The sequence below is a fragment of the Mesorhizobium sp. W016 genome, assembly GCF_054719485.1.
Genome location: NZ_JBTTIF010000002.1, coordinates 3,281,073 through 3,298,130, shown reverse-complemented (window position 1 = coordinate 3,298,130; position 17,058 = coordinate 3,281,073). Strand labels below are relative to the sequence as shown.

Sequence of the window (17,058 nt, the reverse complement as noted above, 5' to 3'; positions counted from 1 at the left end):
AGAGACGTGGAACCGCGAAAGGTGCCCGTCGTTATCTGGTTCTCGAAATTACATTGGGGGATTAGTTGGACAGAGACGACGCCTCGGCGATCACAACTGGAGTTAGCGGCCTCGACTACATTCTTCGTGGCGGCTACGCCAGGAACCGCTCCCATCTCATCGAAGGGAAACCAGGTTCTGGAAAAACCACTCTTGGCCTCCAGTTTTTGATCGAGGGCGCCAAGAATGGCGAGACATGCCTTTACATCACTTTGTCAGAAAGCAAGCGCGAACTGCTCTCGGTTGCTGGCCGTCACGGCTGGGATCTGAAGGGGGTGCAAATTCTTGAACTTGTGCCGCCGGAGCTCAGTTTCGATCCTGCGCAGCTACAGACATTGATCCATTCCTCGGAATTGGAACTCGGCGAAACCGTGCAGTCTGCCATGGCCGAGATCGGACGCGTCAGACCCGATCGCGTGGTGTTCGATTCGCTCTCTGAAATTCGACTTTTATCGCAAGGGTCACTGCGGTATCGGCGCCAGGTGTTGGCATTGAAGAGCTTCTTCATGCTCAACAATGTGACGGTGCTTATGCTCGACGACCTGACCGCTGAGCAGGATGACCTCAATTTGCATTCGATCAGTCACGGCGTCATTCGGATGGAGCAGCTGTCGCCCGTCTATGGTGGAGAGCGTCGGCGGCTACGCGTGATCAAAATGCGCGGCGTGCAGATCCGGGGCGGCTTTCACGATTTCGTCATTCGCCCAGGCGGCGTTATCGCCTATCCGCGGCTCGTTGCAGCCGAGCATGAGGTGGCCGAGCATGATACGCCGGCCATGAGCAACAACCGGATCGACACCCTGCTTGGCGGCGGGCTGGCCCGTGGTACCAGCACGATGCTGATGGGGCCGTCTGGCGTTGGCAAGTCTACCATTGCCTGCACCTATTGCTATGCCGCACTCGAGCGTGGCGAGCGTGTGCTGGTGCTGTTGTTTGACGAGACAAAGCGCATCTTCTTGGCGCGCGCCGCCGGGCTCGGCATGGACCTGGAGCCGTTTGCCGAGGACGGCACGCTGATGCTTGAATCTGTCAATCCGGCTGAGCTTTCACCAGGCGAATTGTCTTCGCGCATCCAAGCGGCCGTCGAAGAATCCAATGTGCGGATCGTCGTGATCGACAGCCTAACTGGCTATCTCAATGCCATGTCCGAAGAACAACATCTGGTGCTTCAGATGCACGAGATCCTCACCTATCTCAATCAGAAGGCAGTGGCGACGATCCTGCTGTTGGCCAATCACGGGCTGTTTGGGCAAACGGCAGCGCCGGTCGACATGACCTATCTCTGCGATTCCATCATGCTTCTGCGCTTCTTCGAGAACGCAGGTCAGTTGAGACGCGCGATTTCCGTTGTCAAGAAACGTGTCGGCCCCCACGAAGAGACGATTCGTGAGTTTAAAATCGGCGGTAACGGCGTGGCCGTAGGTGAGCCACTGGAACAATTCCGCGGCATCCTGATGGGATCTCCGGAATTTGAAGGCAAGCCGACAGACCTTCTGAGGGATAAGGCGCTGTGATGTCGTCCAGCCCCGCCGTTCTCGTGCTGGCGCCGCTTGGCCGTGACGCGAGGATCGCGGCCTCCATCCTGGCTACAAACCAGATTGCCTCGCGTGTGTGCGGCAGCTTGGAAGAGGCAGTGCCGCTTCTCGACGAGGCTCAGTGCCTTGTCGTGGCCGAGGAGGCCCTGCTCAGTTCCGATCGAACGCAGTTTGCGGCCTGGCTTGAAGCCCAACCCGCATGGTCGGATTTTCCGATCGTGCTTCTGACGATGCGGGGGAACGAAGTCGACACGCGGATGGCATTTCTGGACCGCTATCTGATCGTGCTTGAACGGCCATTTCTGGCTTCGAGCCTCGCCAACTCGGTGCGCTCCGCCTTGCGTGCCCGCGCCCGCCAGCGTGAGGTCCAGTCCTACATCGAACAGAAGCGGGAGGTCGCCGATCGGCAGAAATTGCTCATCCGCGAGCTGCATCACCGCGTCAAGAACACGCTGGCCAACGTTCGCGCCATGATGGGCGCGACGGCCAAGTCGAGCGGCAACGTCGATGATTTCGTACGCGATTTTTCAGCCAGGCTCGTTTCCCTGGCCCAGACCCATTCGATGCTTACCGACGATTATTGGCAGACTGCCTCCCTGCACAAGCTGCTCGAAAGCGAGCTTGACCACTATGAGACGCGCGACAGGCCGCGTATCGTTCTGGAAGGCCCGAACGTAGCGCTAGTCGCCGACATTGCGGTCCCTGTCGGGATGGCTTTCCACGAACTGGCCTCCAATTCGTCGAAGTTTGGCGCGCTTTCGCAAACGGGAGGCCGCCTTGATGTCCGCTGGTCGTTAGGCGGGTCCGGCGATACACAGATCGTCAATCTTGACTGGCGGGAACGAGATGGGCCGAAAGTCGAGCAGCCCAGTCGCCGGGGGTTTGGCACGACACTTCTGGAAAAAGTCGTGACCGTGCAATGCAACGCCAAGATCGAATTGAACTACCATCGTGACGGCTTGCAGTTCACCATGGCCTTGCCGTTGCGAAACACGCGCCTTGTGCCGGCTTACTGAGCGGCAACGGAAAGGCTGGCTGGGCGCCGCGATAGGGATTAACTGAGCGTCACTCGGCAGGCTGGTCTAGCGCTTTAGCCAAAACATCAGTTCCGAAAAAGACCGCCTCTATATCTCCCATATGCCTCTGCAACATTGCGAGAGCTCCGGCGTGGTCTATGCGGCCGACCTTGGTGATGAAGTCGAACTCGTGCCGCGGCGCTGTGACCCGGGTCATGCGTCCTAGACGAAACCTTGGGCTCCCGGAGCGCAGTTTTGTCGCCTTCGTGGTCACCCCCCGCCATTTTGCTCACGATCCTCGTTGATAGCCCGGATGCGCATCTGAATCATCTGCGACCCGTCTGGGCTCCGACTGGCGTCGTAAAAAACCAAGAGGCCCGCAGACAGGCTCGATCGACGGTCAGCTATCCCGAACAGCAAACGAAATCACCCTTGCCTTTGGCCAACCAACTTTCGCCAGATCACCTTCGCAATGGCTGCGGCCCCAGTACGGTCGGACAGCCCGCGCCTCTGGCGGCCGAAGTGAGGCGCCGGGAACATACAACGTCGGTCGTTGTTTCTCTGATCAGGAGGAAAGATGATGGCAGACGATAAGAGCAAGCGTGATTTTCGAGATCGCAACCGTGTATCAGTCGATGAAGATTATGAGGTTGGCTATTTCGCCAAACAGCATCGTATCACGCCAGAACGCGCGAGCTAATCAGAGAACACGGCAACGACCGGAAGAGGCTCGGACGCGAGGCAAGGAAACTCGCTGATACCGGCTGATGGTCGCGACGCATCACGCGGCTTTTCGACGAGCGGGTCTGAAAGGCTGCGCGAGCGTGAAAACGTCTGGCCGGATGCCCGCCTCGACTTGCTTCCATGTGACCAGGTGGGCAATTGGGAAGCCGGGCCGCGCTCGCGGGGAAAAAGCGCCTATTGCGGTATTGCCCTGTCCGTTGCGGAGATAGTCGAGAAAGATCCGGCCTCCTCGGGCTGCGGGGTCAGCTGACAACAGGTATCGGTCAGGATCGGTATCAACCAGACGGTGGGCGAGCGACTTGGCCAGTTTCCGGGCGCTGTCATGGGTCATCTTCGCAACGAGCGGGGCCATCAAGTGGATGCCTTTGCCGCCAGTGACCTTTGGCCAGCTCTCCAAGCCTGCCGCTTCCAAGATGCCCCGTAGCGCCAGCGTGGCCTCGATCACATCGTCCCATGGAACGCCTTCTCCGGGATCGAGGTCGAGGACGAGCCGGTCCGCATGTTCGATGTCATCAATCGTCGCGTTCCACGGATGAAGCTCAACGGCATCCATCTCGACCAAGCCAAGCAGACCATCCATGTCATCTATCCATACCCGAATGCCTTCGCCGCCTTCGCGCTTTTGAACCCGGAGCTGATGTACGGACGCCGGTATCCGAGGTAGCGGTCCCTTGTGATAGAAGGTTGCGCCGGAGGCGTGGCGGACCAGCTTCAGCGGTCGCCGAACCAGATCAACTAGAGCTTGATCAGCGACCCGCCGCCAATAGTCTGCCAGCTCTTCCTTGGAAGGTGCAACCGCATCGGGTAGCAGCTGGAGAATGTTCTCGCGCGGGACGCCGTGTTGGCCTTCCGACCTCCGCTTGGAGGGCGACGGAGGCTTGGGCGGGATTGCCTGAAGGTCCTCGCGGAGTCCCTTGAAGACCGCCTCACGCAAGATGCCCCGGTCCGACACGCCACTGAATTGCACCTCGGCAAGAACGTCTGGTTCGACCCATGTCGCCTTGGGCTTCTTGATCGGCTCCGACAGCGGTGACTTGGCGGTTACAAGCGGATCAAGCCGCTCCCTAACGCGCCGGGCTGCGTCCAGCGTATAGCCGGTCTGGGCCTTCCCGGCATAAAGCAGCCGGTCGCCCTCTCGCCTGCCGATGTACAACGATGCGATGCGGCGCGGCTGCGCGCCAAGTTTCTCGACGAAAGCCACGATTGGAAAAGTGTCGCTCTTGACACATTTGACCTTGACCCAACTGGTCTGGACGCCCGAGCGGTAGTGAGCATCCGCTCGCTTGGATACGATTCCCTCTATGCCCATCCGGCAGGCATGGTCGAACATATCATTGCCGTTCACCTCCAGATGCTCGGCATAAGTCAGGGTTGGCTCGGTTTCGGTCAGCAGCTTCTTCAGCGCAGCCTTGCGCTTCACTAACGGTTGTTCCCGTAGATCACGGCCATCGAGGTACAGGAGGTCGAAAGCGTAGAGAGTCATCCGCAGCGAACTTGGGTTGCCCAGCTCACGTTCCAGGGCTTGATAGTCCGGCAGGCCGGTGTCGCCCAGGACGACAGCTTCACCATCGATGATAGCGGATTTGACCGGCAGGCTTGCCGCGGCCTGAACAATCCTCTTGTAACGGTGGGACCAATCGTGGCCGCGACGTGTGAATGCTCGCGCCTTTCCGCCTTCAACGACCAGCTGCGTCCTGTAGCCGTCATATTTGATCTCGTGAAGCCAATCTCCGCCTTCGGGAGCTTTCTCGACCAGTGTGGGCGATTGGAACTCGATGAACGAAAGCCGGTCAATGGCACTGGTCATATGCTCGCGACTCCAGGAATCGCGACTCAAGCCCCAGCGCCCCTGTCGGTTCCGAGCCTTTTAGAAGAATTGCATCGCGACGATTGCTTATCCGCCTCACTTGTTGATGTGACGGCGCAGCAGTCTGATGTTGCGATTGTTCGCCTTAAAATAGACGTCGAAGATCGAGCCGAGAATTGGGACACTTCCTACGAGCGTATCCAGCAGCACGTTGCCTAGCATGCGGGCGACCAACCCATTTCCGGCACCGACGTTTCGAGCTCGCAAGACGATGTAGGCCGAGATAATGCCCGTCGCCGCATCTCCGAGTACGGGAACCAGACCTACGAGCGCATCCAGTCCAAAACGAATTGATGTGCCTGGAATGCGCCAGCGGGAATCGAGTAGCGCGGCCAATAGATCCAACTCGGCAAGTACGTTTGCTGTATGACCACCGTGACCGCCCTGCCCGATCATGCCAACTCGCGCGCCAGTACGATTTAGTATCTCTCCCTGATGGATAGCCGTCACCTTAGATATCGCTTTGACCGCCTGAATTCGCTTGCGTCCTGTGCGATGGCACGTCGTCGAGCAAGGTCGTCTCACCGGAGCTTTTCGGCGCCTCAACGGGCAATTCACCAGTAGGCGTCATCTTGCTGACGGCCTCAGGCAAATCTCGCGTGATCCGGCTTATGAGTTCCTCGCGCGAAAGGCCGGTCTGCATCGAGAGGGAAGTCAGGGTTTCTTCGTCTATGGCTGCTTCCACCTCGCTTGGCTGGATCGGCTCGTTCGGCCCGGTGCCTACCCACGAATTGACCTTCGATCCGGCGCCTGCCCCTCTGAACCGGTCGAGAATATCGCCAAGCGCGGTCCCCGAAACGCCTTTTGAAAGCTGATCCAGAATCCCGCCTTGCGGATCATTTGGGTTGCGATCACCCGCTCCACGGATCATGTCGCCGATCTTGTCGCGATTTTGGTATGCCAAGACGCCGAGCATCGCGATCGCCAATTTTCCCAGGTTAGCCATTGGTACCTCCACTGTTCAATGGACAAGGGCTCAACATCACAAAAGTTCCGACCGGCGACGATCTAATTGAATAAGGGCTGGCGTATCGACACAGACGTGAGCGGTGCTGCCTAACCGGCTTGTTTCCGTTTGCGGTGCGGCTTCGGCCTCGCAGACGCTGATCGTGCAAAGCTCGTTGCCTGCCTGATCGCGCATGCGCACTAACCATCCGGTCATATCGTCATCGCCCGATTACGCAACGGATCGCTTCGGCGCGAGCGGCCTCAAAACTTGGCGTCTCGGCAGGCGGAACCTGGCGAGCCTGGTCGGCGTCGCGATAGTAGAACGTATAAGCGAGATGGATCCCGCGCGCTGCCTTAGAGTATGGAACTACCACCCTCATCTTTGACGGGGGTTTGGCCAAACAGCGAACATCGGCTAGGCCTAAGACGATCGATCGAGGTCGACTCGCGCGACGGCGTAGGCGCCAAGCGAGATGCTTTGATCATCCAGCGGTCTTGCGGAACTTTCCATGAAGTCGGGATCGGTTGCCGCCCGCTCGAACTGCTCGGCGCCGAGAAGAGCAATGCGGGCGCTGCTCGGCGAATCCGAAAGCCTCACAGATTGCGTCTTGGCGGTAAGGTTAGCGACCCACAGGGTCACGCGGCGATCTTTTTCAGCCGCGATCGTCACGACGCCGTCACAGCCGGAAGTTCCTACGGACAGCAAGGTGGCTCCGCCGAGCTTTGAGAGACCAGCCAAGACATGGAAAGCGGGATAGACCGTTGGGCCATCCTGCTGGTCATACCATGGCTGCACGAAATCAGCCTTCCTATGGATTTGGCCAAAGGGGCCGGCGAAGTCACCGAACGCGACGGCATCGATTCCTTCGCGAGCGCAGGCCGCGAAATATCCGACAGTCCAAGCCGCATTGAACAGCCCGCGCTGACGAGGATCAATGCGCGATAGACAGACGCGAGCGTTCGCTTCATTCGGCGTAGTGGATTTTCCGTATGGGTTCTCACGGCAGCCGAGCTGGATGGGACCGATACGCAGTGGCAAGCGTTCCCCCATGAAAGCATGCGCGGAGCGGATTAGATGGGGGATTGCCTGAAGTGTCTCCATCACCGAGACATCATCTGCGGCGTGCACGCTGGGACAGGTGGTGAAGGTCACGTAGTCGAGCGCTTCGGCTGGCGGACGCTTGCGGTTGAGTTCGGTGAAGTAAGCGGCCATGCCGCCGCCCAGCGCGATGCCCGGGAAAGCCCGGCGAGCGGCGGAGTAGCTTTCGTGGAAGCTGGGCATAGTCGGCCACGGTGCTCCCGGCTGTACGGATGTCATGTCCTGCGCCGGAAAGACGGAGACAGCTTCTAGTTTGAGGCCGAGTGAGTGGACAGCATCCGCGACCGGCGCCAATTCGCCGAATGGATCGCGCGTGCCCTTGGTGATAATCTCGAGGACCACTCCAGCGCCGGTCAGCCGTGCGAGCGCGGCGTAGCTTTCTAGTTCGTCCTGGCCGTGTGCGATCCGGAGATCGACCTGGCAGACCATCCACTGGGGAGCCATTCGTCGTAGGAGCTCGGGGGTTTCGAGCGCGTGCTTTGCCTCGTCGGCGGCAACGCCGACGCCAGTGCGGGGCACTCGGCCGACCGGTCCGCCGATCGTCAGGTTGATGAGTGGATTGCGATTTTCAGACGTCCCGGCAGGGAGCGTTCCTGACACGTGAAGCCGGACGGCCTGCGTGAATTTCTGGCCCCTGGGCAGTCTGTAAGGCCACGGGCGACGCAGAGGGCGGACATATGTTTTATACGAGGCGTCAGACCAATTGCGTTGGTCCTCCATCTCAAAGGCATCACCCTCCATGGTGCATGTCGCCCAGATCCCAGGCGCGATCTCGTGCGACAACGCCCGGATGTCGGTGAACGGACATTTTGGATCGATGTGGTCCGGCAAGAACGATAGCTCGTCGTGACCATCCTCATGCAGCACCTTTATCGGCTTGCCGGCTAAGCCCTCGATCGGATGAAGGACGACGAAGCCGGTCCGATTCGTCAAAAGGTCGGTCTCGGGCTCTGCCTCCGCCACAAACGACAGCGCACCATCGCCACGGCCTGAGACGCGCGCCCGGTAAATCAGGCGGCCGGATGTTGCAGCACATGTTGCACGGTATTCAATGGCGAACGCATCCGGCCTCTCGTCGATCCGCAGATCATCGAGAACGGTGGTACATGTTCCCCAGTTTTCGTCCCGTACAAGAAACGAGATTCCGCGCAAGACCTCGATCGTCCCAACGTGGATGTGACGCAACGCCCCATTGTCGAACGCGACCGACAAGGATCCGGCGCGCAGCGTGCGCAGCGGTGCCTCGAGCTCTTCGGTGCCACACAAGCGGACTGCCAGGGAAGCTGCCGAGGTCAAATTGCGCGCTCCGTCGTGGCGTCGAAGATCGAGGCCCGGTTCATGTTGATGTCGATCGCAAGCTTCTCGCCCGGACGGCTGACATCGTGCGCCTGCAGCTCAGCCATCACCGGCGCGCCGGCCAGTCGGAATGTCGCGTAACTGCGCGAGCCGGTCGGCTGCAGCAGGTCGATCGTTGCCTCATAGCGAAACGTGCCCTGCTCCGGCGTTGCAGTGTGCGCACGAGTGAGGTGTTCTGGCCTCAACCCGAGCAGCACCTGCTGTCCGTCCGCGACGCCCTTCAGCCCCCTGCCGCGCGCTAAAGGCAGCAGTGCATCCGCGAGCCGGATGGCAGCGGCGCCTGCGTCCAAGGCAAGGGTACCTGGCAGGAAGCTCATCCGCGGCGAACCCAGGAACCCAGCGACGAACGTTGAGGCCGGGTGCTCGAACAACTCGAGTGGCGCGCCCTGCTGCTCTATCAACCCGTCGCGCATCAGCACGATGCGGTCAGCCAACGTCATCGCTTCGATCTGGTCATGGGTGACGTAGATCATCGTTGTCGCAATGTCCTGGTGAAGGCGTTTGATTTCGCCGCGCATTTCGTCGCGAAGCTGTGCGTCGAGGTTGGACAGCGGCTCGTCGAACAAAAAGATGCGCGGGTTGCGGACTATGGCGCGGCCGATGGCGACGCGCTGGCGCTGGCCGCCGGATAATTGGCGCGGAAAACGCCCCAGCAAGGGAGTGATGCCAAGCATGCGTGCCGCCTCGGCCACGCGCACCTCGACCTCTGGCTTCGGCATCTTGCGAGCCTTGAGGCCGAAGCCAATGTTCTTGGCCACGCTCATATGCGGATAGAGCGCATAATCTTGAAACACCATTGCCACGTCGCGATCGCGCGGCCGGAAATCATTGACCACCTCGCCGCCGATCTCGATCGTGCCTTCCGATATCTCCTCCAGGCCGGCGATGGTCCGGAGCAGCGTGGACTTGCCGCAGCCGGACGGTCCAACCAGAACGGTGAACTGGCCGTCGCGAATGTCCAGGTCGATGCCGCGCACGGCATGGAACGCGCCGTAGCGCTTGTGCAAGCCGGTAATTTTGACTTCGGCCATGCGGGAGCTTTCCTAACCGCGAACGGCGCCGAGCGTCAGCCCGCGCACCAGATGACGTTGAGCAAGGACCCCAAGGGCGATCGATGGCACAAGGGAGACGATGGCAAGGGCCGCGGCTTCGCCATATTGCGCGCCCTGGAAGCCGATGAAGGCGCGGAAGACCGTTGGCAGTGTAAAGGCAGTTCGGCTGGTCAAGATCAGAGCGAAGAAGAACTCCGTCCAGCATGCAATGAAGGCGAAGACAGCCGCCGCGACGATGCCCGGTGCTGCGAGCGGCACGGCAACGCGCCAGAACGCCTCCCATCTCGTGCAGCCATCGACGAGGGCCGCCTCCTCCATCGACTTCGGCATGCCGCGGAAATAGGCGAACATCATCCACACCGAGACCGGCAGCGTGAAGACCGTATAGGCGATGATCAGGCCGACATGAGTGTCGTAGAGCCCGACCTGGCGATAGATCAGGAACACCGGCAGCACGATCCCGATCGGCGGCAAAAAGCGCTGCGACAGCACCCAGAAAGACAGATGCTTGCCGCCGGTGTCGTAGCGCGCCAGGCTATAGGCCATCAGCGTGCCGAGCAGCGCCGAAAGCACCGTGGCCGAAAGCGAAATAATCAGGCTGTTGATGAGCCCGTCGAGACCACGATAGGCGAACAGCGCAGCTTTGTAGTGGACAAGCGTCGGAGCGGCGGGGAACCAGACAGGCGGTACGGTGAGGTAGTCGTCGCTGGGCTTGATGGAGGTGTTGAACATCCAGTAGAGCGGCCAGAGCACGAACACCAGGAAGAACCCCAGCAGCAGAATTCGGCCGATCGGCAACGACCGGCGTTTCCTGCGGCGGGCGGGCGCGACGGCGGCCATCAGACCGGTTCCACCTTCAAGAGCCGACGCACCAGCAACGTCACGATGAGCGCCGTAAAGATCAGGAACAGCCAACTTCCTGCTGTTGCCTGCGACAGATGAAACTGCGTGAAGCCTATGGTATAAAGATAATAGGAGGCCGTGTAGGTTTGTGTTCCTGGGCCACCCCCTGTCATGATGAAAATGGTATCGAACATACGGATTGCGTCGAGCAGACGGAAGGTCAGCGCCAGCAGCATCATCGACCCGAGATGCGGGAGCGTGATCGCCCAAAAAACCTGCCAGGCGTTGACGCCGTCGAGTTCTGCCGCCTCATAGAGATTGGGTGGGATTGCGGTCAGCCCGGCGAGCAGGATGACGAACATGAACGGCGTCCACTGCCAGACATCGGCGATGATCAGCGAGACGTAGAGCCACGGGCGCTCCGTCATCCAGCCGATCGTAACCTCCTGCCCCAATAGTTGCGTCAGGACATAGTTGGTCGGTCCAAAAGGCCGCTGTAAGAGCAGCGTCCAGGCTTGGCCAACGATGACCGGGCTGATGAACAGCGGCACGATCAGGATCGACATGATCACACCGCGGCCCGGAAAGCTGCGCACCATTGTCAGCGCCACCAGGAGGCCGAGAACGAATTCTATAGCGACGCTGATGCCCGACAGCGATGCTGTCAGCAACAGGGACCAACGTGCTACGGGATCGAACACGACCCGCTCGAAGTTCTTCAATCCGACAAAGGCGTGGCCCGGCACCTGGAAGTCGTAGTTGATGAAGGATACCACCAGCGAGAACAGAAGCGGATAGATCGACAGTGCCAATATCAGCAGCACAGCGGGGCCGACCAGCAGCCACTTGAAATGACGGTCTGCCCATTGGGCAAAGGCAGACAGCCGGGGCGGTGCGCCGGCGGCCTTCAAATGACGGATCGTGGCGGTGGGCTGCATAGGCGTATCCTATCGCCGCTTAGCGGGGAGGTGTTGCGAGCCAAGCGCCCGCAACACCAATTGCTCCAGAGAGTCCGCCTCCCTTCAGAGGGTGACCGCCATGCCAAGTTTTTCCACCGTGTTGTCGGCGGTGGCGCCAGGCAGTTTCAAGAACTCGGTGTAGAAGCCCTTCTGCGAATCCACACCCAGTCGGTCGGTCGTCTCGTTCCACTCGGCGGCCGCCGTTTCAAGCGACGCCTTCGGATCCGCACCAGCCCACACCGCCGTGCACATGCGATCGATGCTCAAGAAGTAGTCCTGCGCGCCTGGCATGATCGGGTCGAGCAGACCGACGTTTGCCGAGTTGTTGAGGTTGGCAAGGTACTCCTTGGCACTCGGGAAGAGCGCGCCGTAGAGCTCGGACTTGAAGTGCGAGATGCGGTACGGGTCGCGTAGCGCGTAGGGCAGCATGCAACGTGCCAGCGAGACGGGTGGCGAGCATACCCACTGCATGAACAGATACGCCGCCTCAGGGTTGGGCGAGTCGGCCGACAGTGCCTTGTTGTAGCCGGTGGCATGTTCCGGATTTCCCGGAACCACGGCATAGCCGACCTTGCCGGCGATTTGGGACTGCGGAATGAAGTTGATTGCCGTGGCCGACTGCGAATAGTTCGCCGCCATACGGCCGCTAGGAGGCCAGGAATAGATCATCGCGACTTTGCCGGTCAGGAAAGCCGCCCACAAGGAGACGGCGTCGAGCTCGTTGTTGCCGGGGATCGAGGCCTTGTTTGCGGCGAGCATGTTTGTCAGCGTCTTGACGCCGGCATCCGAAACCAAACCTGCCTTCATGTCGTCGCCGAAGAGTTTTCCGCCGTTGGCCCGGTACTGCTGCAGAAAGTCGAACTGATTGCCGGGGCTGCCCGCCTTGCGGAAATGTCCCGCGCCATAGACCTTTGGCGCCATCTGGTCGGTGATGAACTGGGCGATCTGGGCATATTCTTCCCATGTCTTGGGCGGTCCAAGCTTGGTGTTGAACTTCGCCTGGTAAGCCTCCATCATTTTCGGATCCTCGAAAATGTCCTTGCGGTAGTAGAGAGCGAACATGTCGCCGTCGTCGAAGAACCCCCAGATCTTGCCCTTGTAGGTCGGCAGCGCCTTGTACAGGGGATGATAGTCCTCGAGGTCTGCCGGGTTCATGTATTTGGCGATGTAGTCGTCTAGCGGGGCGATGACGCCGCCATCGGCAAGCGACGGCGTCCAGGCCGGCGAGATGTCGAGGACGTCATAGGCACCCGAGCCGGCGATGTGCTCGGCGACCGCCTTGGAGTACTGGTCCGGGTTCGACAGCTCGACGACATTCGACTTCATCCCGGTAAGCTGCTCCCACATTGGCCCGCTGAAATTGCGCGGGTCGAGTGCCTGCAGGCCAGCCTCGTAGGTCATGTTGAGGGTGACGCCCGAATGCGCCTTGGCCGCCTCCGCCGCGCGAAAGGCGGAACCGTCCGCAGGCCCTTCCTTCGATGCTTTCAGGGCTGCGGCCTGCGCCTGGCCGAGCGGCGACGTGCCGTCCGCCAATTCCAATGTTTGCTGCGCCAGGGCCCAATCGGTCATCATCCCCAGCAGCGGGCCGGACACGGCCAACATGCCGGTCATCTGACCGAAGCGGGTGATGAAAGTTCGGCGGGTGGTTTCGCCGCGCATGAAGGCGTCGACCTCTGCTTCGAGACCTGCCTGAAAGTCACGTTTTTCACGATCGTTCATAGTGCTTGGTCCTCCCATTTTCCTTTTGCTTCACTCGTCCGCCGGCGCAGCGGTCAAGCATTTCCTCCCGTAAGGTCGCCGCAAACAGGCCGCGGCGGCGCGCCGAAAATCAGTGTCCTCCTAGGTTCCAAAGCGGGCGGCGAGCCCAGACAGCCTGGTCTTCCACAGCTCGCTCGAAAGCACCTCGCGATTGACCACGCCGCGCGGCTCGCGACCGCGCTGCACCTCCATTACCGCTTTGACGTCCGCGGCACCGTTGCCGGCAAAGCACTGGTCGGTCCAGCAAAGCGCGTGCGGCGCCAGGATGACATTGTCGAGTTTGAGGATCGCATCGTCTGCGTCGGGAGGCTCTTGTTCCAGCACGTCGAGACCGGCGCCGGCGATGCGGCGCTCCTGCAGTGCTTGCGTCAGAGCTTTCTGGTCGACGATCGGGCCGCGCGCGGTGTTGATCAGGTAAGCTGTCGGCTTCATCAGGGCGATCCGCTCGGCATTGACGATGTGGTGGGTCTGGGACGACAGGGGGCAACTCACCGACAGCACGTCGGCGCGGCGAAACAGATCCTCCAGCCCTACCAGCTCGACGCCCAGGTCGGCAGCGACCCCCTTGTCGGCAAACGGGTCATGGGCAATGAATTGCATGTCAAAGGGCTTCGCCAAGCGGAAGACCTCGGCACCGATGTTGCCGATGCCCAGCGACCCAAGCGTACGCCCGACGAGGCCGACCCCCATATGTTCGGAGCGCTTCTCAAAACCAACAGACCCTTTGCGGGTGAGCGCGTCCTTTGTCAGCAGCTTGCCGGTCAGCGCCAGCATGAAGGTGACGACGGATACGGCGACGGGCCGTCGCACGCCATCGGGCGTGATGACCAAGGCAATACCGGCTGCGGTGCATGCCTCAACGTCGACAGTGTCGTAGCCGACCCCGAAGCGGGCTACGACGGCCAGGCGGCCGCTCCTCGGGACACTCGTGGCATCGAAACGATGGGCGAGGAGGATCAGCGCATCGAAATCCTCAAGTTGGTCGGCGCGAAGCGGACTGTTTGACTCCAGGAACACCATCTCGACAGCTGTCGCATTGCGCAGCGGCTCCAGATCGAAATCTGGGTAGGTCGGCGAGCCGTCCGGCCTGCGGAAATCACCGGAAAGCGCCACCCTGAATTTCACGCTGTCCATCGTCTCCTCCGTTCCTATTGGCACCCGGCCCGGATCTTGGAAACCGCGTCGGCGATCGCGTCGTGCAGGACCCAAACGTCGCCTGAATAACAAATGAAATCGAAGCCCTGTGCGTAGAACTCGTGTCCCTGGGCGACGTTGGGCACCAAGCGTCCAAGCGATTTGTTGTGCTTCTTGGCGGCGGCAACGATTTTGGCCATTGCAGCAGTGAAAGTGGGGTGGGCGAAGTCGCCAGGAATGCCGAGCGAGACGGACAGATCGAAATGTCCGACCCACAGACAATCGACCCCGTCCAGTCCCGCGATGCCGTCAATGTTCTTGACGCCGTCGGCGGTCTCGATCAGGCAGATGAACGTCGAGCGCTTGTTGGCGGCCTCGAATTTGTCAGCGACCGAGCCCGGACGGTAACGGTCATGAGCGATCTGCAGCGCCACGCCGCGGGCGCCGGCAGGGTGGTATTTCATGGAGTTGATGATGTGCTGCGCCTGTTCGACGCTGCTCACCATCGGCGCGATCAGGCCTTCGGCGCCCATGTCCATGGCGCGGGCGAGGAAATGGTAGTCCTGCGACGGCACACGCACCATGACCGGCAGATCGGCCGCCTCGAAATAACGGATCGCACTCTTCAGCGTTTCCAAGCTAAATCCCGAATGCTCCATGTCGAAAAAGACGAAATCGCAGCCAGCGGACTTCAGGATGTGACCGATTCCCGGCGTGGCGAACTCGGCGACGAGCGTACCGAGCTTGACCCGCCTGTGAGAAGCTAACGCCCTGAGACTTGGCTCCGACATGCACTTCCTCCCGTTCGCCCCAATGGGCCAATCCGCCTATGTTCGCTTCAATGCGTGGCTTCAAGAACGAGGTCGCAGGTCGTCACCAACTTGGTCACGACGAGCGGCGCGCTCTGCGTATTGAATTCGTCGAAATGAGCGGTGCGGCAGTGGTCCTCGAATGCGGCCTCGCTATCGTAAATCTCATAGAGCAGGACCCGATCCAGTTCGCCGCGCGCCTCCGTCACGTCAAAGCGGCGACAGCCGGCCTCGGTGCGCATCGAGGCGGTCGCATTGGCGTCGACAAGTTCTCGGAATCTGTCCCGGGCACCAGGCCTCAGGCGGAAATCGACCCAGACGACAAATCCGGTCATCACTTGGGCCTCGCAAGTTGCAGATACCGCTTGGCCACATATTCGAGATGGCTGCGCATGGCCGTCTCTGACGCGTCTGGATCGCGCGCGGCGACGGCCTCGAAGATTTCGCGATGAGCCTGGTAAGCCTTGCGGTCTTCACCCTTGGCCAATGTGGTGCGACGCTGTTCGAGCAACCATTCAGCCAAGGCCGCGTGAATAGCTGTAAAGATCCGATTGCGGGTGATTACCGCCAGCACGTAATGGAAGTCTACGTCCGTGCGCTCGAAGCGCGCCAGATCGCCGATCGACTGCCGGTTGAGTTCGAGCGCCTCCTTGAGGCTGTCAATGTCTTCCGGGGTAGCATGCACAGCGGCGTTGCGGGCAAGACCGACCTCGAAAAACAAGCGCGCGCTCTGGAAGTCGTGAACGCCTCCCGGCGCCGAAATCATGTGCCGAGCCGGCCCTGAAAGGGCGTCAATCACGAATTGAGGAGTGGGTCGAGTGACGCGGGCACGCTCCCCCGATTTTACCTCGACAAGGCCCATTTTGCTAAGATGCAGCAGCGCCTCACGGATGGAAGGCCGCCCTACCCCGAACTGCCGCATGAGTTCCCGTTCAGATGGGAGACGGTCGGCTTCGGCCAACTCTCCCTCTCGGATCATCCGTTCGAGGTGCGCTGCCACCTCGTCCGAAAGCTTCCGCTGCTTGATCAGAACTCCGATCATGTGGCATACCTGTTATACCAGTCAGGTACGTTATGATCCCATAGCACCCTTGTCAACGATGTCTAAGCATCCGGTAGCCGAGCCGTTTAATCACTCCGCCGATGTCGAGGCGTCCTTTGCACACGCCTTCAACGTCTTCACCAAGGATATCGGTGACTTGAGGAGCGCGAGCACACTCTGCTCGGTGTTCCGATCGGGGACCGTCTTCGAACCCTGGGTCGGGTGGTCAGTTTCAACTGCGGTGTGGACCGCAGTGAGTGCCACCGGGCCGTGTGCTGGCCGAGACCTACCCAACCGCCTGCTTATGAGCCGCAACATGAGCCCTCGATGGCAAAGTAGACCTCGACCTGAGCAAGACCAGCGAATGGAAGTGGGGTTCACAGCCGAGGCGGAAAACGCGAACTCTCGCTGGTGGACCCATTTGGCAATACGCCTGCTCCATCTCGTAATCTTTTTGCGCCGCCGCAATGCCGCAAAGGAAGGTGGTGTCGGGTCAGTTCTCTCTAGGCTCCAGAGCGCTCGTCACGTTGTGCCCATCCTCGTGCGGTGGGCGGCCGCCGCTTGAGGATGCGCATTTGAAACTGGTTTTCTCAAGATCTTTTAGTCCTGAGGGCCTCAGGCGGGGGCGCTTGCCATTTAGTTATCGTCACCTGCAAATGCCGAACCCGCACTCGACGCCAATCTACGCGTTGGCCAGTTTGCGACATCTGGTTTCGGCGATTCCGCTTTCAGTAGCGACGATCATGCTGGACGGCTGATATGAGGCGCGTTCCCGCCTGGCAGCTTAGGGGCAGCAAGCAGGACGTCGGCTTTCTTACCTCGACCTGGCCTAAGCAGTCATTCAATTCGTGGCCTCA

The 17,058-nt window shown here is 60.4% G+C and carries 15 protein-coding genes; 3 read left to right on the top strand and 12 right to left on the bottom strand.

Going from position 1 to position 17,058, the window contains the following annotated elements:
- The first annotated feature begins 65 nt into the window (after window positions 1–65).
- The 3 genes from ACYG9V_RS16460 to ACYG9V_RS16450 all read left to right on the top strand — a co-directional run bounded on the left by ACYG9V_RS16460 (window position 66) and on the right by ACYG9V_RS16450 (window position 3,290).
- A complete protein-coding gene (locus ACYG9V_RS16460) occupies window positions 66–1,553 on the top strand; it encodes an ATPase domain-containing protein (RefSeq protein ID WP_023669465.1) in 1,488 nt (495 codons plus the stop codon).
- Complete coding sequence (locus ACYG9V_RS16455) at window positions 1,553–2,590, top strand: sensor histidine kinase (RefSeq protein ID WP_031199112.1); 1,038 nt, start codon at window positions 1,553–1,555, stop codon at window positions 2,588–2,590. The genes ACYG9V_RS16460 and ACYG9V_RS16455 overlap by 1 nt, the downstream gene beginning before the upstream one ends.
- A gap of 577 nt (window positions 2,591–3,167) precedes the next feature.
- The gene (locus ACYG9V_RS16450) at window positions 3,168–3,290 is read left to right on the top strand and encodes a DUF3606 domain-containing protein (RefSeq protein ID WP_348529184.1); all 123 of its coding nucleotides are present in this window, start codon (window positions 3,168–3,170) and stop codon (window positions 3,288–3,290) included.
- Between the two features lie 81 nt (window positions 3,291–3,371).
- On the opposite strand, the gene ligD is transcribed toward ACYG9V_RS16450, so the two are convergent.
- From ligD to nanR, 12 genes are all read right to left on the bottom strand, one after another.
- Window positions 3,372–5,141, bottom strand: a complete 1,770-nt coding sequence (gene ligD, locus ACYG9V_RS16445) for a DNA ligase D (RefSeq protein WP_023700500.1) — start codon at window positions 5,139–5,141, stop codon at window positions 3,372–3,374.
- Between the two features lie 96 nt (window positions 5,142–5,237).
- Window positions 5,238–5,597, bottom strand: coding sequence for a DUF4112 domain-containing protein (locus ACYG9V_RS16440; protein WP_023669460.1), 360 nt, complete (start codon window positions 5,595–5,597; stop codon window positions 5,238–5,240).
- 55 nt (window positions 5,598–5,652) lie between these two features.
- On the bottom strand, window positions 5,653–6,147 hold the full coding sequence (locus tag ACYG9V_RS16435) for a YidB family protein (protein WP_460221974.1): 495 nt from the start codon (window positions 6,145–6,147) through the stop codon (window positions 5,653–5,655).
- Between the two features lie 423 nt (window positions 6,148–6,570).
- Complete coding sequence (locus tag ACYG9V_RS16430) at window positions 6,571–8,544, bottom strand: hypothetical protein (protein ID WP_352764203.1); 1,974 nt, start codon at window positions 8,542–8,544, stop codon at window positions 6,571–6,573.
- Window positions 8,541–9,635 carry an ABC transporter ATP-binding protein gene (locus ACYG9V_RS16425; RefSeq protein WP_023669457.1) on the bottom strand — a complete coding sequence of 365 codons (1,095 nt, stop codon included), beginning with the start codon at window positions 9,633–9,635 and terminating at the stop codon, window positions 8,541–8,543. Before ACYG9V_RS16425 ends, ACYG9V_RS16430 begins: the two co-directional genes overlap by 4 nt.
- Window positions 9,636–9,647: 12 nt before the next feature.
- Window positions 9,648–10,496: a carbohydrate ABC transporter permease gene (locus tag ACYG9V_RS16420; RefSeq protein WP_023827582.1), complete on the bottom strand. Its 849-nt coding sequence runs from the start codon at window positions 10,494–10,496 to the stop codon at window positions 9,648–9,650.
- Window positions 10,496–11,437, bottom strand: coding sequence for a carbohydrate ABC transporter permease (locus tag ACYG9V_RS16415; RefSeq protein ID WP_023700503.1), 942 nt, complete (start codon window positions 11,435–11,437; stop codon window positions 10,496–10,498). Before ACYG9V_RS16415 ends, ACYG9V_RS16420 begins: the two co-directional genes overlap by 1 nt.
- Before the next feature lie 84 nt (window positions 11,438–11,521).
- Entirely contained in the window at window positions 11,522–13,177 is a 1,656-nt protein-coding gene (locus ACYG9V_RS16410) for an extracellular solute-binding protein (RefSeq protein ID WP_023689443.1), read from the bottom strand.
- 120 nt (window positions 13,178–13,297) lie between these two features.
- Window positions 13,298–14,350, bottom strand: a complete 1,053-nt coding sequence (locus ACYG9V_RS16405) for an NAD(P)-dependent oxidoreductase (protein ID WP_023689444.1) — start codon at window positions 14,348–14,350, stop codon at window positions 13,298–13,300.
- Window positions 14,351–14,364: 14 nt separating this feature from the next.
- On the bottom strand, window positions 14,365–15,141 hold the full coding sequence (locus ACYG9V_RS16400; RefSeq protein WP_023726880.1) for an HpcH/HpaI aldolase family protein: 777 nt from the start codon (window positions 15,139–15,141) through the stop codon (window positions 14,365–14,367).
- A gap of 47 nt (window positions 15,142–15,188) precedes the next feature.
- Entirely contained in the window at window positions 15,189–15,494 is a 306-nt protein-coding gene (locus ACYG9V_RS16395; RefSeq protein WP_023669450.1) for a putative quinol monooxygenase, read from the bottom strand.
- Window positions 15,494–16,201: a transcriptional regulator NanR gene (nanR, locus tag ACYG9V_RS16390; RefSeq protein ID WP_023682279.1), complete on the bottom strand. Its 708-nt coding sequence runs from the start codon at window positions 16,199–16,201 to the stop codon at window positions 15,494–15,496. Before nanR ends, ACYG9V_RS16395 begins: the two co-directional genes overlap by 1 nt.
- Window positions 16,202–17,058: the final 857 nt, after the last annotated feature.

Bases quoted from the DNA above. Each gene is read 5' to 3' on its own strand.
- ACYG9V_RS16435 (WP_460221974.1), bottom strand. From the start codon at position 6,147: ATGGCTAACCTGGGAAAATTGGCGATCGCGATGCTCGGCGTCTTGGCA.
- ACYG9V_RS16410 (WP_023689443.1), bottom strand. From the start codon at position 13,177: ATGAACGATCGTGAAAAACGTGACTTTCAGGCAGGTCTCGAAGCAGAG.
- ACYG9V_RS16415 (WP_023700503.1), bottom strand. From the start codon at position 11,437: ATGCAGCCCACCGCCACGATCCGTCATTTGAAGGCCGCCGGCGCACCG.
- ACYG9V_RS16405 (WP_023689444.1), bottom strand. From the start codon at position 14,350: ATGGACAGCGTGAAATTCAGGGTGGCGCTTTCCGGTGATTTCCGCAGG.
- ACYG9V_RS16400 (WP_023726880.1), bottom strand. From the start codon at position 15,141: ATGTCGGAGCCAAGTCTCAGGGCGTTAGCTTCTCACAGGCGGGTCAAG.
- ACYG9V_RS16455 (WP_031199112.1), top strand. From the start codon at position 1,553: ATGTCGTCCAGCCCCGCCGTTCTCGTGCTGGCGCCGCTTGGCCGTGAC.
- ACYG9V_RS16395 (WP_023669450.1), bottom strand. From the start codon at position 15,494: ATGACCGGATTTGTCGTCTGGGTCGATTTCCGCCTGAGGCCTGGTGCC.
- ligD (WP_023700500.1), bottom strand. From the start codon at position 5,141: ATGACCAGTGCCATTGACCGGCTTTCGTTCATCGAGTTCCAATCGCCC.
- ACYG9V_RS16420 (WP_023827582.1), bottom strand. From the start codon at position 10,496: ATGGCCGCCGTCGCGCCCGCCCGCCGCAGGAAACGCCGGTCGTTGCCG.
- ACYG9V_RS16425 (WP_023669457.1), bottom strand. From the start codon at position 9,635: ATGGCCGAAGTCAAAATTACCGGCTTGCACAAGCGCTACGGCGCGTTC.
- ACYG9V_RS16440 (WP_023669460.1), bottom strand. From the start codon at position 5,597: ATGATCGGGCAGGGCGGTCACGGTGGTCATACAGCAAACGTACTTGCC.
- ACYG9V_RS16450 (WP_348529184.1), top strand. From the start codon at position 3,168: ATGATGGCAGACGATAAGAGCAAGCGTGATTTTCGAGATCGCAACCGT.
- nanR (WP_023682279.1), bottom strand. From the start codon at position 16,201: ATGATCGGAGTTCTGATCAAGCAGCGGAAGCTTTCGGACGAGGTGGCA.